This is a genomic window from Nonomuraea sp. NPDC047897, assembly GCF_043204415.1.
In the GTDB taxonomy this organism is placed as follows: domain Bacteria; phylum Actinomycetota; class Actinomycetes; order Streptosporangiales; family Streptosporangiaceae; genus Nonomuraea.
In genome coordinates this window covers 216,286-231,268 of record NZ_JBIDCC010000012.1, presented here as the reverse complement: position 1 = coordinate 231,268, position 14,983 = coordinate 216,286, and the positions used below count along the sequence as shown (strand labels likewise).

Genomic DNA, 14,983 nt, shown 5'->3' with positions numbered 1-14,983 from the left:
ATGGCAGAGCGTGCTGCGACCGAAACCTCCACGGCCGGCGACCGGCCGGGCGGTGGGGAGGCCCGGCAGCGGGTCGGCACCTACCTGTACGGGATCGTCCCGGCGGACGTCGAGGTGGCCGAGGACACGGGCGGCGTGGGGGACCCACCCGCCCCGGTGACGGTGCTCCGGCACGGGGAGATCGGCGCCCTGGTGAGCGACCTGACCAGCAAGGGGCCGCTGGGCACGCCGAACGACCTCGTCGCGCACGAGCAACTGCTCGACGCCACCGCCGCCGAGGTTCCGGTGCTGCCCATCAGGTTCGGGGCGGTGATGACGGGCCCCGACGAGATCGTGGACGAGCTGCTCGCCCCCCACCACGACGAGTTCCGCTCGGCGCTGGAGGAGCTGGAGGGGCGGGCCGAGTACGTGGTCAGGGGCCGCTACGAGGAGCGGGCGGTGCTCGCCGAGGTGCTGGAGGAGTACCCGGAGGTGGCACGGCTGCGCGAGCAGATCAGGGAGCAGCCCGAAGAGGTGACCCGTGACGCGCGCATCCAGATCGGGGAGATCGTCAACGCGGCGATCACGGCCAGGCGGGAGGCCGACACCCAGGCGGTGAGCGACGCCCTGGCCCCGCTGTGCGTGATGGCCGCCCTCCGCGAGGCGACCCACGAGCTGGACGCCGTCCACCTGGCGCTCCTCGTCGAGACGGAACGGCAGGGGGAGCTGGAGGAGGCGGTGGAGGAGCTCGCCGAGCAGTGGGCGGGGCGGGTCGGCCTGCGCCTGCTCGGCCCGCTGGCGCCGTACGACTTCATCGTGACCCCGGCGGCGGGGTGAGGGGCGATGGGCCTGTTCGGGCTGCTGTTCGGCTGGCCGCTGGCGCCGGTCCGCGGCGTGATCAAGCTGGGTGAGCTCATCCAGGAGCAGGTGGAACGGGAGATGAGCGACCCGGCGGCCGTCCGGCGGGAGCTGGAGGAACTCGACCGGGTCCTGGCCGCCGGCCTGATCTCCGAGGAGGAGCACGCCGAGCGGATGCAGGAGGTGCTGCAGCGGATGATCGGCCCGCCCGCCGCGCCCGCGACGGAACCCGACGACCGGGAGAGGTGATCCCGTGCCTGCCAAGCGGAGGACGCGCGAGGCCGAAGAGGTCGAGCCCGTCGAGGAGTACGAGGAGGACGTGGGCGAGGACGTCGGCGAGGATCTCGGCGAGGACGAGCTGGGTCAGGACGGCTACGACGAGACGTCGGCGCGCCTGAACGCCATGACGGCGGGCGAGGCCGGGCTGCGCCACATCTCCGAGCTGACCGCCCGCCAGGCGGAGGGCGTCACGCTGGTCAAACCCCAGGACGACGGCTGGCTGGTGGGCGTGGAGGTGGTCGAGGACCGCCGCATCCCGTCGTCCGGCGACGTCCTCGCGCTCTACGAGGCCGAGCTGGACGGGGAGGGCAACCTGCTGTCCTACCGGAGACTGCGGCGCTACCGGCGCGGCAGCGGCGACCTGGGCGAGGCGTCGCGATGATGGAACCGATGCGGCAGGGGCCCGCCGGACGCCCGTCGTCCTCGGCCGGCGGCAGGGAGCCCACGAACCTGGGCGACATCCTGGAACGCGTGCTGGACCGGGGTGTGATCATCGCCGGTGACATCCGGGTCAACCTCCTGGACATCGAGCTGCTGACGATCAAGCTGCGGCTCATCATCGCGTCGGTAGACACGGCGAAGGAGATGGGCATCGACTGGTGGGAGCACGACCCCTGGCTGTCCGGAGGCGACCGGCACCTGGTGGAGGAGAACCGCCGGCTGCGCGAGCGGGTCGCCGAACTGGAGGACGGCCGCCCCGCCCACCGCTCCATCGAGGGGGCCGTCGACTACGAGGACGAGGAGCCGCCGCGCAGGCCGCGGGCCAGACCGGCGGGCGAACGGGAGCGCCGCGGTGGCGAACGGCCGGAAGAGAGGAGACGGCATGGCCGCTGACGCGGGCACGTACCTGTACGCGGTCGCGCGTGACACCGGCGCCGCCCCGCCCGAGGAGCTGACAGGCGTGGCCGGCACGCCCGTGCGGGCGATCACCGGGGCGGGCCTGGCGGCCTACGTGAGCACGGTGCCGCTCGACGAGTTCGGTGAGGAGCCGCTGCGGCGCTCCATGGAGGACCTCGACTGGCTGGACCGCACCGCCCGCGCCCACCACCACGTGGTGGAGGAGGTGGCGCGGCGGGCCGCGACCGTCCCGGTCCGGCTCGTCACCGTCTACTCGGGCGACGACCAGGTGCGCGCGCTCCTGGACGGGCGCCGCGACGACTTCACGCAGGCTCTCGCCCGCGTCGCCGGTCGCCGAGAATGGGGTGTGAAGGTGTACGCGGGAGCCGACGAGGGGTCGTCGAGCGGCCGGCCGGACGAGGGGACGCGGGCGGCCTCGCCGGGCACGGCGTATCTGAAACGGCGGCAGGCGGACCTGCGTAGCCGCGAGGAGGCGATGCGGCGGGCCGGGGCGCGCGCCGAGCAGGTGCACGACGTGCTGCGGTCCATCGCGGTCGCCAGCCGGCGGCACCGGGCCCAGGACCCCCAGTTGTCCGGCCGCAGGGAGGGGATGGTGCTGAACGGCGCCTACCTGGTGGACGACGAGCGGGGCCAGGAGTTCGCCCGCGCCCTGGAGGAGCTGCGCGCCCAGGGCGGGGAGATCGAGCTCACGGGCCCCTGGGCGCCCTACTCGTTCGCGGTGCTCGACGACCCCGCCGGCCCTGACGCCCAGGGCCTCGATCCCACTGGCCCCGATCCCGCCGGCTCCGACCCCGCCCGCCATGACCACGGGGGCCGGGCGTGACGTTCGAGCAGACGCGCGGCGCCGCCCTGGCCTCCGAAGGACGTCTGCCCTCGGAGCGGGTGGCGCTGGTCGACCTGCTGGACCGGCTGCTCGCGGGCGGCGTGGTCATCAGCGGCGACCTCGTCCTGTCCATCGCCGACATCGACCTCGTCCGCATCTCCATCCGGGCGCTGATCACCTCGATCCGGGAGTCCGAACCCTACGATGACCTCGACCAGCTCTGACGGGCCGGGCGAGCGTGCGCGCCCGCCCCGGCTCCGCATCGAGACCGATCCCGAGGCGGTGGAGCGCGACCTGTCGCGGCTCGTGCTCACGCTGGTCGAGCTGGTGCGCCAGCTTGTCGAACGCCAGTCGATCCGCCGGATGGAGCAGGGCGACCTGTCGGACGAGCAGGTCGAGACGCTGGGCCTGACCCTGATGAAGCTGGAGGAGGCCATGACGGAGCTGTGCGAGCGGTTCGACCTGACCCCGGCCGACCTCAACCTCGACCTGGGGCCCCTCGGCACGCTGCTGCCGGAGGACTAGCCGTGGACTAGCCGGTCGGCGCGTCGTCCGCGCGGGCCTTGCGACGCTTGCGCATGGTGCCGACGCCGCCCCAGAACGCCAGCCCGGTGATCACCACGCGGGGGCCGCCGGGCCGGCCGGGGCCGTTGGCCCGGTGGTCGAAACCGCCCATGATGCCGACGCCGCTGACCTCCACCTCGGCGTCCTCCGGCACGATGATGCCGACGCCGCCCATGACCGCGAACGCCCTGATCCGGATCTCGTTCCCGTCGAGGATCGCGTCGCGCAGGTCGATCGTGCCGCCGCCCCACACCGTCACGGAGGTGAAGGTCCGGGCGGCCCGCCAGCGGCCGGCCCGGGTGAACCCGCCAATGATCGCCAGCCCGAGCCTGCCCGCCCGGCTGACCGCCCCGCCGCTCGCGGGCGTCGCCCGCCGCGTGGTGTCGGGCAGGTCGTGCGTGATGCGTTCCAGCTCGCCGTAGGTCTTGGCGGAGTAGACGAGGTCGAGCCGTTCGTTGAACTCCGCCATCGGCAGCCGGCCCTCCTCGGTGGCGGAGCGGAGGATGTCGAGCGTGCGGTCGCGATCGCGGTCGGAGGGGCGCATCTGGCGCGGGTCGCGATCGGGGAGGTCGGCCATGATCCGAGCGTAGCGGTCATTTCCCCAGATTTCATGCCGGGGTGGTCGCCGGTGGAGCAGGCCGGGTGTCCGCCCGCGCGGCCGCGGCAGGCGGGGGCGCGGCGGGTGTCCGCACTCGTCGCGGCGGGGGGCGTTCACGCACTTCTTGTTAACGCTAACCCCCTGAGTCGGATGGCCGCAACAGTTTTGAGGTTTCCTGGTAAAGGCCCTCCCGCCACCGATGTCGAGAGTGCGCCCGGTGTGACTCGACCGTAATCCGCGCACCTCTTGACGAGACCCATTGTTAACGCTCACAGTCGTCTCAAGTCAGGAAAGGAGCTGTTCGTGGGATCGATCCCGGGTCGCCGCCCGCCTGTCATGGCCGATGTGGCCAAGGAGGCCGGCGTGTCGCACCAGACGGTCTCACGGGTGCTCAACGAGCATCCCAACGTGCGCGGCGAGACCCGCGCCAAGGTGCTCGAAGCGATCGACAAGCTCGGCTACCGCCGAAACCTCGTCGCCCGGGCGCTCGTCACCCGGCACTCCCGGACCCTCGGCGTGGTCAGCTTCGACACCACGCTGTACGGCCCGGCGAGCACCGTCTACGGCATCGAGCAGGCGGCCAGGGCCGCCGGCTACTTCATCAGCATCGTCAGCCTCAAGTCGATCGACCGGGGCGGCGTCCGCGACGCCCTCGACTATCTGGCGGACCAGGGCGTCGACGGCATCGTCGTGGTGGCTCCGCAGCGCTCGGCCGCCCGGGCGCTGACGGACCTGCCCCCCGGCGTGCCCACGGTCGCCGTCGAGGGCGGCGAGGCCGGTGAGGTGTCGGTGGTCTGCGTCGACCAGGTCGAGGGGGGCAGGCTCGCGACCGAGCACCTGCTGTCCCTGGGGCACGAGACGGTCTGGCACGTCCGCGGCCCCTCCGACTGGCTGGAGGCCGAGGGGCGCGTGGCCGGGTGGCGGGCCGCGCTGGAGCGGGCGGGCCGGGAGGCTCCGCGGCCGCTCGCCGGTGACTGGAGCCCGCGCTCGGGTTACGAGGCGGGGTGCAGCCTGGCGAGCATGACGGACGTGACCGCGGTCTTCGTCGCCAACGACCAGATGGCGCTCGGGGTGCTGCGGGCGTTCACCGAGCGGGGCGTGCGGGTGCCCGACCGGGTGAGCGTCGTCGGTTTCGACGACGTGCCCGAGTCGGAGTTCTTCTCGCCTCCGCTGACCACCATCAGGCAGGACTTCGACGCGGTGGGCAGGCACAGCATCGGGGTGCTGCTACGGCAGATCGAGGGTGGGGAGCCGCACGGGCGCGAGCGCCTCGTGGTCCCGCCCTCCTTGGTCGACCGGGCCAGCACGGCCCGGATCTAGTCGGGGACAGGTTTGGCGCGGCGCTGACGCGGCCTTCGTTGTTAGCGCTCACATCAGGAAGGAACTCCCCACGTGTTGAAGAGGATCTCGACGCTGGTGCTCGCCGGGCTCACCGCGGTGACGCTTGCCGGCTGCGGAGGCGGCGACACCAGCGCCTCCAGCGGCGGCGACGGCTCGATCACCATGGGCTTCTCGCAGGTCGGCGCGGAGAGCGGCTGGCGTACGGCCAACACCAAGTCGATCCAGGAGTCGGCCGGGACGGCCGGCATCACCCTGAAGTTCTCCGACGCCCAGCAGAAGCAGGAGAACCAGATCAAGGCCATCCGCTCCTACATCCAGCAGAAGGTGGACGTCATCGCCTTCTCGCCGGTGGTCGAGTCGGGCTGGGACACCGTCCTGAAGGAGGCCAAGAACGCCAAGATCCCGGTCATCCTGACCGACCGGGCCGTGGACTCCAAGGACACCAGCCTCTACAAGACCTTCCTCGGCTCCGACTTCGTCGAGGAGGGCCGCAAGGCCGGAAAGTGGCTGCTGGAGGAGTACAAGTCGGGCACCGACCCGGTGAACATCGTCGAACTGCAGGGGACCACGGGCTCCGCTCCGGCCAACGACCGCAAGGCCGGGTTCCAGGAGGTCATCGGCGGCGAGGCCAAGTTCAAGATCATCGCTTCGCAGACCGGCGACTTCACGCGGGCCAAGGGCAAGGAGGTCATGGAGGCCTTCCTGAAGGCCCACCCCGACATCGACGTCCTCTACGCCCACAACGACGACATGGGCCTGGGCGCCATCGAGGCCATCGAGGGCGCGGGCAAGGTGCCCGGCAAGGACATCAAGATCATCACGGTCGACGCCGTCAAGGACGGCATGCAGGCCCTCGCCGACGGGAAGATCAACTACATCGTCGAGTGCTCGCCGCTGCTCGGCCCGCAGCTCATGGACCTCGCCAAGAAGGTCGTCAAGGGCGAGTCCGTCCCCGCCCGCGTGGTGACGGAGGAGACCACCTTCACCCAGGAGCAGGCCAAGGCCGCGCTGCCCCAGCGTCAGTACTGACCGGTGGCCGGCCCGGCCCCGGCGCGGTGACGCCGCCGGGGCCGGCCCGGCCCGTGCGACGAGCGCGAACAGGAGAGGGGACGCCGCGATGGCCGAACCCGCACCCATCCTGCGCATGAGCGGGATCGGTAAACAGTTTCCCGGAGTGAGGGCCCTCGACGGGGTCGACCTGAGACTCCTCCCGGGCGAGGTGCACGCGCTGATGGGCGAGAACGGCGCGGGCAAGTCCACGTTGATCAAGGTGCTGACCGGGGTGCACCCCTGCGACGAGGGCACCGTCGAGCTGGCCGGCCGCGCCGTGGCCTTCGCCGGTCCGCTGGAGGCCCAGCAGGCCGGGATCAGCACCGTCTACCAGGAGGTCAACCTCTGCGCCAACCTGTCGGTGGCGGAGAACGTCTTCATCGGCCGCGAACCACGCCGGCGCGGCCGCATCGACTTCCGGCGCATGCGGGCCCGGGCCGCCGAGCTGCTGGCCCGGCTGGAGCTGGACGTGGACGTCTCGGCGCCGCTGTCGTCCTGCTCGCTGGCCATCCAGCAGATGGTCGCCATCGCCCGCGCGATCGACGTCGACGCCCGCGTGCTCATTCTGGACGAGCCCACCTCCAGCCTCGACGCCGGCGAGGTCGAGCAGCTCTTCCGGGTGATGCGCACGCTCAAGGAGGAGGGCATCGCCATCCTCTTCGTCTCCCACTTCCTCGACCAGATCTACGAGATCTCCGACCGGATGACGATCCTGCGCAACGGCCGGCTCGTCGGCGAGTACCTCACCAGCGAGCTGAGCCAGGTCGAGCTGGTCGCCAAGATGATCGGCCAGGAGCTGGCCGACCTGGAGAAGCTGCACGGCGAGGCCAGGGTGTTCGACCGGCCGCTGGTCCAGGCGCGCGAGCTGGGCAGCGCCGGCGCCGTCGAGCCGTTCTCGCTCACCATCCACGAGGGCGAGGTGGTGGGGCTGGCCGGGCTGCTCGGCTCCGGCCGTACCGAGATCGCCCGGCTGCTCTTCGGCGCCGACCACGCCACCACCGGCGAGGTCGCGGTCGGCGGCGCCCCCGTGTCGCTGCGCACGCCGCGCACCGCGATGACGCACGACATCGCCTTCTGCTCCGAGAACCGTAAGCAGGACGGGCTCATCCCCGACCTCACGGTCAGGGAGAACATCATCCTCGCCCTGCAGGCCACCCGCGGCTGGACCAGGCCGGTGCCGCGCGAGCAGCAGGACGAGCTGGTCGGCCGGTACGTCAAGGCGCTGCGGATCAGCCCGCCGAACCCCGACCACCTCGTGCGCAACCTCAGCGGCGGCAACCAGCAGAAGGTGCTGCTGGCCCGCTGGCTCATCCTGGAGCCCAAGCTGCTCATCCTCGACGAGCCGACCCGCGGCATCGACGTCGGTGCCAAGACCGAGATCCAGCGCCTGGTGGCCGAGCTGTCCGACGGCGGCATGGCGGTGCTGTTCATCTCCGCCGAACTGGAGGAGGTGCTGCGGCTCAGCCACCGGGTCGGCGTGCTGCGCGACCGCAGGCTGGTGGCCGACCTGCCCAACGACGACGCCTTGACCACCGACGTGCTCCTGGAGACGATCGCGAGCGGAGGGCGGGCATGAGACGACTGCTGTGGCCGCTGGCCATCCTGGCGGCCCTGATCCTGCTGAACGTGGCGTTCTCGCCCGGCTTCCTGTCGATCCAGATGCGTGAGGGCCACCTCTACGGCAGCCTGATCGACATCCTGCGCTTCGGCGCGCCACTCATCCTGGTGTCGCTCGGCATGACCCTGGTCATCGCGACCGGCGGCATCGACCTGTCGGTCGGCTCGGTGGTGGCCATCTCAGGAGCGCTGGCCTGCCTGCAGATCAGCCAGGACGCGGGCGTGTTCACCGCCGTCGTGCTGGCGCTCGGGCTGTCGGTGCTGCTCGGCGCGTGGAACGGCTTCCTCGTCGCCGGGATCGGCATCCAGCCGATCATCGCCACGCTGATCCTCATGGTGGCCGGGCGCGGCCTGGCGCAGCTCATCACCGACGGGCAGATCATCACCGTCAACAGCCCCGCCTACAAGCTCATCGGCGGCGGCTACCTGCTGACTGTCCCGTTCGGCATCCTGCTCGTGCTCGTCGTGCTGGGCGTCACCGCGTTCCTCACCCGCAAGCTCGCGCTCGGCATGCTCATCGAGTCGGTCGGCGGCAACGCCGAGGCCAGCCGCCTGGCCGGCATCCGCGCGCGCGGGATCATCGTCATGGTCTACGCGTTCGCCGGGCTGTGCGCGGGCGTCGCCGGACTGATGATCAGCTCGAACGTCTCCAGCGCCGACGGCAACAACGCCGGCCTGTGGATCGAACTGGACGCGATCCTCGCGGTGGTCATCGGCGGCACCTCCCTGGCGGGCGGGCGCTTCTCGCTCGGCGGCACGGTGGTCGGCGCGCTCATCATCCAGACACTGACCACGACCATCTACTCGGTGGGCGTGCCGCCGGAGACCACGCTGCTGTTCAAGGCGCTCGTGGTGGCCGCCGTCTGCCTCATCCAGTCCCCGTCGTTCCGTGACAAGGTGTTCCGCCGCCGCGGGACCGCGGCCGGGCCGCGACCGGCGGCCGAGGAGAAGGTGCGGGTGACGGCATGACGCCCCCAGCGATGACGTTCGACCGGGGCCCGCTGCGGGCCGTCCCCGCCAGGTACGTGCCCGTGCTGGTGACGGCCTGCCTGTTCGTGGCCATGTTCGTGGCGGGCGGCGTCCGCTACGAGGGTTTCGCGAGCGGGCAGGTGATTCTCAACGTCTTCATCGACAACGCGTTCCTGCTCGTCGTCGCGGTCGGCATGACGTTCGTGATCCTCACCGGCGGCATCGACCTGTCGGTCGGCTCGGTGGTCGCGCTGTCCACGATGATCTCGGCCAGCCTGATGGCCGGGCCGGGCTGGCCGCCGTACCTGGTCATCCCCCTGGTGCTGCTCATCGGCTGCACGCTGGGGCTGGTGATGGGCTACATCGTGCACGCCTTCGACATCCAGCCGTTCATCGTCACCCTGGCCGGGATGTTCCTGGCCCGCGGCCTGTGCTACACGATCGGCACCGACTCGATCCCGATCGACGACCCGACGTTCACCGCGTTCGCGCAGACCAGGATCGACCTGTTCGCCGACCTGTGGATCTCGCCCAGCGTGATCGTCGCCGCCGTGGTGGTGCTGGGCGCCGCCTACGTGCTGCACTACACGAGGCTCGGCCGGACCGTCTACGCCACGGGCGGCAGCGAGCAGTCGGCACGGCTCATGGGCCTGCCCGTGGGCCGCACGAAGATCGCGGTCTACACGATCAGCGGGTTCTGCTCGGCGCTCGGCGGCGTGCTGCTGTCGTTCTACATGCTCTCGGGCTACGGGCTGCACGCCGTCGGCATGGAGCTCGACGCCATCGCCGCGGTCGTCATCGGCGGCACGCTGCTGACCGGCGGCTCCGGCTTCCTGTTCGGCACGGTGCTCGGCGTGCTGGTGCTGGGGCTGATCCAGACCGTCATCAGCTTCGAGGGCACGCTGAGCTCGTGGTGGACGAAGATCTTCATCGGCCTGCTGCTGTTCGTCTTCATTCTGCTGCAGCGTCTATTCTCGGCGCGGCGCCGTACGTGACCGGCTGTGCGGCTGTGCCGTACCGACCTTGGGGAGTGTTGTGTGAGCGCTAACAATGACCGCTTCGTGATCGGTGTCGACTTCGGGACGCTGTCGGGACGCGCCGTGGTCGTGCGCGTGTCCGACGGAGCCGAGCTGGGCACGGCCGTCCACGAGTACGGCCACCGCGTCATCGAGGACCGGCTGCCCGGCACGGACGTCCGGCTGGCGCCCGACTGGGCGCTCCAGTCACCGCACGACTGGCTCGACGTGCTGCGCACGGCGGTCCCCCAGGCCGTGGCGGACGCCGGGATCGACCCGGCCCGGGTGATCGGGATCGGCACCGACTTCACCGCCTGCACCGTGCTGCCGGCCAGGGCCGACGGCACGCCGCTCTGCCACGAGACGCCGGAGCGGCCGCACGCCTGGCCGAAGCTGTGGAAACACCACGCGGCCCAGGCGCACGCCGACCGGATCAACGCGCTGGCCGCCGAGCGCGGCGAGACGTGGCTGCCGCGCTACGGCGGCAGGATCTCCTCGGAGTGGCAGTTCGCCAAGGCGCTGCAGGTGCTGGAGGAGGACCCCGAGGTCTACGCCAGGACCGAGCGGTGGATCGAGGCGGCCGACTGGATCGTCTGGCAGCTCACCGGGGTGGAGACCCGCAACGTCTGCACCGCCGGCTACAAGGGCGTCTTCCAGGACGGCGGCTACCCCTCCGAGGACTTCCTGGCGGCGCTCAACCCGGGCTTCGCCGGCTTCACCGCCAAGCTGGGCCACGAGCTGTCCCCGCTCGGCGGGCTCGCCGGACGGCTGACCGCCCGGGCCGCCGAGTGGACCAAGCTGCCCGAGGGCATCGCCGTAGCCGTCGGCAACGTGGACGCGCACGTCACCTCCGCCGCCGCCGACGCGGTCCGGCCCGGCCAGATGGTCGCCATCATGGGCACCTCCACCTGTCACGTGATGCCCTCCGACCGGCTCGCCGAGGTGCCCGGCATGTGCGGCGTCGTCCGCGACGGGATCGTGCCGGGCCTGTGGGGCTACGAGGCCGGCCAGTCGGGCGTGGGCGACATCTTCGCCTGGTTCGTCGACAACGGCGTGCCCGCCTCCTACACCCTGACCGCCGGGGAACGCGGCCTGTCGGTCCACGAGTACCTGACCGAGCTGGCCGCCGCGCAGCGCGTGGGCGAGCACGGGCTGGTCGCGCTCGACTGGCACAACGGCAACCGCTCGGTCCTGGTCGACCACAACCTGTCCGGCGTGATCGTCGGCCAGACGCTCAGCACCCGGCCCGAGGACGTCTACCGGGCGCTCATCGAGGCCACCGCCTTCGGCGCCCGCATGATCGTCGAGACGTTCGAGGAGGCCGGCGTGCCGGTCGAGGACTTCGTCGCCGCGGGCGGGCTGCTGAAGAACGGCTTCCTCATGCAGATCTACGCCGACGTGCTGCGGCGCCCCCTGTCGGTGATCGGCTCCGACCAGGGCCCGGCACTCGGCTCGGCCATTCACGCGGCCGTGGCCGCCGGAGCCTACGCCGACATCCAGCAGGCCGCCGCCGCGATGGGCACGCGGCGGGACGACGCCTACCTGCCCGACGAGGCCAGGGCCGACGCCTACGACCGGCTCTACGCCGAATACCGCACACTGCACGACTACTTCGGGGACGGACGGATGCTGCACACGCTGCGCGCGATCAGGAACGAGGCCAACGGATGACCATCGCGGACATGCGGAAGACGGTCAGCGACCTGCACGCCGAGCTGGTGCGCAACAACCTCGTGGCGTGGACCGCCGGCAACGTCTCCGGGCGGGTGCCGGGTAAGGACCTGTTCGTCATCAAACCGTCGGGGGTGAGCTACGACGAGCTGTCACCGGACGCCATGGTCGTCTGCGACCTCGACGGCAACCTGGTCGACGGCGAGCACGCACCGTCCAGCGACACCGCCGCGCACGCCTACGTCTACCGCAACATGCCCGAGGTCGGCGGTGTCGTGCACACGCACTCCACCTACGCCACCGCCTGGGCGGCCCGCGGCGAGGCCGTCCCGTGCGTGCTCACCGCGATGGCCGACGAGTTCGGCGGCGAGATCCCCGTCGGGCCGTTCGCGCTCATCGGCGACGACTCCATCGGCCAGGGCATCGTGGAGACGCTCAAGGGACACCGCTCGCCGGCCGTGCTGATGCGCAGCCACGGCGTCTTCACCATCGGCAGGGACCCGAAGGCCGCCGTGAAGGCGGCCGTCATGTGCGAGGACGTGGCCCGCACCGTGCACGTCGCCCGGCAGCTCGGCGAGCCGCTGACGATCGCCCGGGCCGACGTGGACCGCCTCCACGACCGCTACCAGAATGTCTATGGACAAAGGAGCCCGCGTTGAAGATCTGGTTTCTGACCGGCAGCCAGGGACTGTACGGCGACGAGACGCTGCGGCAGGTCGCCGAGCAGTCGCGGCGCATCGCCGAGGCGCTGCCGCTGCCCGTGGAGTGGAAACCCGTGCTGACCGACGCGGCGGCGATCCGGCGGATCATGCTGGAGGCGGGCGCGGACGACACCTGCGCCGGGGTGATCGCCTGGATGCACACCTTCTCGCCGGCCAAGATGTGGATCGCCGGGCTCGACGCGCTGCGCAAGCCGCTGCTCCACCTGCACACCCAGGCCAACGTGGAGCTGCCGTGGAGCTCCATCGACATGGACTTCATGAACCTCAACCAGGCCGCCCACGGTGACCGGGAGTTCGGGTTCGTCCAGACCCGGCTGGGCGTCGCGCGCAAGACCGTGGCCGGGCACGTGAGCGACCCGTACGTGGCCGAGCGCATCCTCGCCTGGGCGCGGGCCGCCACCGGCCTGGCCGAGCTGCGCACGCTCCGGCTCGCCCGGTTCGGCGACAACATGCGCGACGTCGCCGTCACCGAGGGCGACAAGGTCGAGGCGCAGCTCCGCTTCGGCGTCTCGGTCAACACCTACGGCGTCAACGACCTGGTCGGGGCCGTGGACGCCGCCTCCGACGCCGACGTGAACAGCCTGGTCAAGGAGTACGGGGAGCTCTACCGGGTGGCGCCCGAGCTGCTCGGCGAGCGCCGCGAGTCGCTGCGCTACGCCGCCGGGATCGAGCTGGGCCTGCGGAGCTTCCTGGAGGACGGCGGGTTCAAGGCGTTCACCACGAACTTCGAGGACCTCGGCGGGCTCCGTCAGCTCCCCGGGCTGGCCGTGCAGCGGCTGATGGCCGACGGCTACGGCTTCGGCGGCGAGGGCGACTGGAAGACCTCCGTGCTGCTGCGCACCCTGAAGGCCATGGCGCCCGACGGCGGCACGTCGTTCATGGAGGACTACACCTACCATCTGACGCCCGGCGAGGAGCTCATCCTCGGCGCGCACATGCTGGAGGTCTGCCCGTCGATCGCGGCCGGCACGCCGTCGTGCGAGATCCACCCGCTCGGCATCGGCGGCCGGGAGGACCCGGTCCGGCTGGTGTTCGACGCGGCGCCGGGACCCGGCGTGGTGGTCGGCCTGGCCGACATGGGCGACAGGTTCCGGCTGGTGGCCAACGAGATCGACATCGTCGCCCCGCCCCAGCCGCTGCCGAAGCTGCCGGTCGCCCGCGCGGTCTGGCGCCCGCGGCCCGACCTGCGCACCAGCACGGAGGCGTGGCTGACCGCCGGCGCGCCGCACCACACCGTGCTGTCCACCGCCGTCGGCGCCGAGGAACTGGCCGACCTGTCCGACATGCTGGGCGTCGAACTGCTCGTCATCGACGCCGGCACCACGACCCGGCAGTTCACCAAGGAACTGCGCTGGAACCAGGCCTACTACCGTCTGGCGCAGGGCCTGTAGTGGCGGGCGCCGCGCCCGCGGGGGCGACCAACTGGGCCGGCAACGTCGCCTTCCACGCGAGCCGCGTGCACCGGCCCGCCACGCTGGAGGAGCTGCGGCGGCTCGTCGCCGCGGCGTCCCGGGTCCGGGCACTGGGCAGCGGCCACTCCTTCAGCGACGTGGCCGACTCGCCCGGCGAGCTGGTCCGTCTGGATCGCATGCCGCCGGAGATCGCCCTCGACGGCGCGGCCGGCCGGGTGCGGGCCGGCGCGGGCGTCACCTACGCGCGGCTGGCCGACGCCCTGCACGCCGGTGGGTTCGCGCTGGCCGCCATGGCGTCGCTGCCGCACATCTCGGTGGCGGGGTCGGTGGCGACGGGCACGCACGGCTCCGGCGACGGCAACCGGAGCCTGTCGGCCGCGGTGTCGGGCCTGGAGCTCGTCACCGCCGACGGCTCACTCGTCACGCTGCGGCGGGGCGACGCCGACTTCCCCGGCGCGGTGGTCGCGCTGGGAGCCCTCGGGGTGGTCACGGCGCTCACCCTCGACGTGCTGCCCGCCTTCGAGCTGCGCCAGTACGTCCTGGAGGGCCTGCCGTGGGACGCCCCCTTCGACGAGGTCCTGGCCGACGGCCACAGCGTCAGCCTGTTCACCGACTGGCACTCGGTGCACGCGTGGCTCAAGCGCCGCGACGAGTTGCCGGCCGGCGAGCGGTGGGGCGCCCGGCCGGCGGACGGGCCGCGCCACCCGGTGCCCGGCATGCCGGCCGGCGCCTGCACGGCTCAGCTCGGCGTGCCGGGGCCGTGGCACGAGCGGCTGCCGCACTTCCGGGCCGACGCGCCGCCCAGCAGCGCGGGGGACGAGCTGCAGTCGGAGTTCGCGCTGCCCAGGGCGCGCGTGGGTGACGCGCTGGCCACGCTGCACGCCCTCGGCGACCGGATCCGGCCGGCGCTGCAGATCTCGGAGGTGCGCACGGTCGCCGCCGACGACCTGTGGCTCAGCCCGTTCCACGGCCGTGACAGCGTGACCGTGCACTTCACCTGGGTGAAGGACTGGGCCGTGGTGCGTCCCGTGCTGCGGCTGGTCGAGGACGCGCTGGCGCCCTTCGACCCGCGGCCGCACTGGGGCAAGCTGTTCACCCGGTGGCCGGCCTGCCCGCCGCGCTTCGCCGAGCTGGTGCGCAGGTACGACCCGGACGGCACGTTCGGCAACGCCTTCGTGCGCCGGCTGCTCGACGTACCTGACGCCGGCTGACAGGTACGTCGGGGA

17 protein-coding genes are annotated in these 14,983 nt (G+C 71.9%); 16 read left to right on the top strand and 1 reads right to left on the bottom strand.

Going from position 1 to position 14,983, the window contains the following annotated elements; translation table 11 throughout:
* Genes ACGF0J_RS26805 through ACGF0J_RS26775 form a run of 7 tightly spaced genes read left to right on the top strand, consistent with a single transcriptional unit; the run spans nt 1 to nt 3,322 of the window.
* Nucleotides 1-816: a GvpL/GvpF family gas vesicle protein gene (locus tag ACGF0J_RS26805; RefSeq protein WP_393149869.1), complete on the top strand. Its 816-nt coding sequence runs from the start codon at nt 1-3 to the stop codon at nt 814-816.
* A 6-nt stretch (nt 817-822) separates the two neighbouring features.
* A complete protein-coding gene (locus ACGF0J_RS26800; RefSeq protein ID WP_393149867.1) occupies nt 823-1,086 on the top strand; it encodes a gas vesicle protein GvpG in 264 nt (87 codons plus the stop codon).
* 4 nt (nt 1,087-1,090) lie between these two features.
* Nucleotides 1,091-1,498: a gas vesicle protein GvpO gene (gvpO, locus tag ACGF0J_RS26795; RefSeq protein WP_393149865.1), complete on the top strand. Its 408-nt coding sequence runs from the start codon at nt 1,091-1,093 to the stop codon at nt 1,496-1,498.
* Entirely contained in the window at nt 1,495-1,950 is a 456-nt protein-coding gene (locus ACGF0J_RS26790) for a gas vesicle protein (protein WP_393149863.1), read from the top strand. The genes gvpO and ACGF0J_RS26790 overlap by 4 nt, the downstream gene beginning before the upstream one ends.
* Nucleotides 1,940-2,797: a GvpL/GvpF family gas vesicle protein gene (locus ACGF0J_RS26785; protein WP_393149861.1), complete on the top strand. Its 858-nt coding sequence runs from the start codon at nt 1,940-1,942 to the stop codon at nt 2,795-2,797. Before ACGF0J_RS26790 ends, ACGF0J_RS26785 begins: the two co-directional genes overlap by 11 nt.
* Nucleotides 2,794-3,021, top strand: coding sequence for a gas vesicle protein (locus tag ACGF0J_RS26780; protein WP_393149859.1), 228 nt, complete (start codon nt 2,794-2,796; stop codon nt 3,019-3,021). Before ACGF0J_RS26785 ends, ACGF0J_RS26780 begins: the two co-directional genes overlap by 4 nt.
* Nucleotides 3,002-3,322 (top strand): gas vesicle protein K, encoded by a 321-nt coding sequence (locus ACGF0J_RS26775; protein ID WP_393149857.1) that lies wholly within the window; start codon nt 3,002-3,004, stop codon nt 3,320-3,322. The genes ACGF0J_RS26780 and ACGF0J_RS26775 overlap by 20 nt, the downstream gene beginning before the upstream one ends.
* A 7-nt stretch (nt 3,323-3,329) precedes the next feature.
* Here ACGF0J_RS26775 and ACGF0J_RS26770 read toward each other — a convergent pair whose 3' ends face one another.
* Nucleotides 3,330-3,938, bottom strand: a complete 609-nt coding sequence (locus ACGF0J_RS26770) for a DUF1707 domain-containing protein (protein WP_393149855.1) — start codon at nt 3,936-3,938, stop codon at nt 3,330-3,332.
* Between the two features lie 357 nt (nt 3,939-4,295).
* On the opposite strand from ACGF0J_RS26770, the gene ACGF0J_RS26765 reads away from it, so the two are divergent.
* From ACGF0J_RS26765 to ACGF0J_RS26725, 9 genes are all read left to right on the top strand, one after another.
* Nucleotides 4,296-5,279, top strand: coding sequence for a LacI family DNA-binding transcriptional regulator (locus ACGF0J_RS26765; RefSeq protein WP_393149964.1), 984 nt, complete (start codon nt 4,296-4,298; stop codon nt 5,277-5,279).
* A 72-nt stretch (nt 5,280-5,351) separates the two neighbouring features.
* Nucleotides 5,352-6,329 (top strand): ABC transporter substrate-binding protein, encoded by a 978-nt coding sequence (locus tag ACGF0J_RS26760; RefSeq protein ID WP_393149853.1) that lies wholly within the window; start codon nt 5,352-5,354, stop codon nt 6,327-6,329.
* An 88-nt stretch (nt 6,330-6,417) separates the two neighbouring features.
* Nucleotides 6,418-7,926 carry a sugar ABC transporter ATP-binding protein gene (locus ACGF0J_RS26755; protein ID WP_393149851.1) on the top strand — a complete coding sequence of 503 codons (1,509 nt, stop codon included), beginning with the start codon at nt 6,418-6,420 and terminating at the stop codon, nt 7,924-7,926.
* Nucleotides 7,923-8,936: an ABC transporter permease gene (locus ACGF0J_RS26750; protein WP_393149849.1), complete on the top strand. Its 1,014-nt coding sequence runs from the start codon at nt 7,923-7,925 to the stop codon at nt 8,934-8,936. The genes ACGF0J_RS26755 and ACGF0J_RS26750 overlap by 4 nt, the downstream gene beginning before the upstream one ends.
* A complete protein-coding gene (yjfF, locus tag ACGF0J_RS26745) occupies nt 8,933-9,931 on the top strand; it encodes a galactofuranose ABC transporter, permease protein YjfF (RefSeq protein WP_393149847.1) in 999 nt (332 codons plus the stop codon). Before ACGF0J_RS26750 ends, yjfF begins: the two co-directional genes overlap by 4 nt.
* 42 nt (nt 9,932-9,973) lie before the next feature.
* Entirely contained in the window at nt 9,974-11,623 is a 1,650-nt protein-coding gene (gene araB, locus ACGF0J_RS26740; protein ID WP_393149845.1) for a ribulokinase, read from the top strand.
* Nucleotides 11,620-12,282, top strand: coding sequence for an L-ribulose-5-phosphate 4-epimerase (locus ACGF0J_RS26735; RefSeq protein WP_393149843.1), 663 nt, complete (start codon nt 11,620-11,622; stop codon nt 12,280-12,282). Before araB ends, ACGF0J_RS26735 begins: the two co-directional genes overlap by 4 nt.
* The gene (gene araA / locus ACGF0J_RS26730) at nt 12,279-13,736 is read left to right on the top strand and encodes an L-arabinose isomerase (RefSeq protein ID WP_393149841.1); all 1,458 of its coding nucleotides are present in this window, start codon (nt 12,279-12,281) and stop codon (nt 13,734-13,736) included. The genes ACGF0J_RS26735 and araA overlap by 4 nt, the downstream gene beginning before the upstream one ends.
* Entirely contained in the window at nt 13,736-14,968 is a 1,233-nt protein-coding gene (locus ACGF0J_RS26725) for an FAD-binding protein (RefSeq protein ID WP_393149839.1), read from the top strand. Before araA ends, ACGF0J_RS26725 begins: the two co-directional genes overlap by 1 nt.
* The last annotated feature ends 15 nt before the right edge of the window (nt 14,969-14,983 follow it).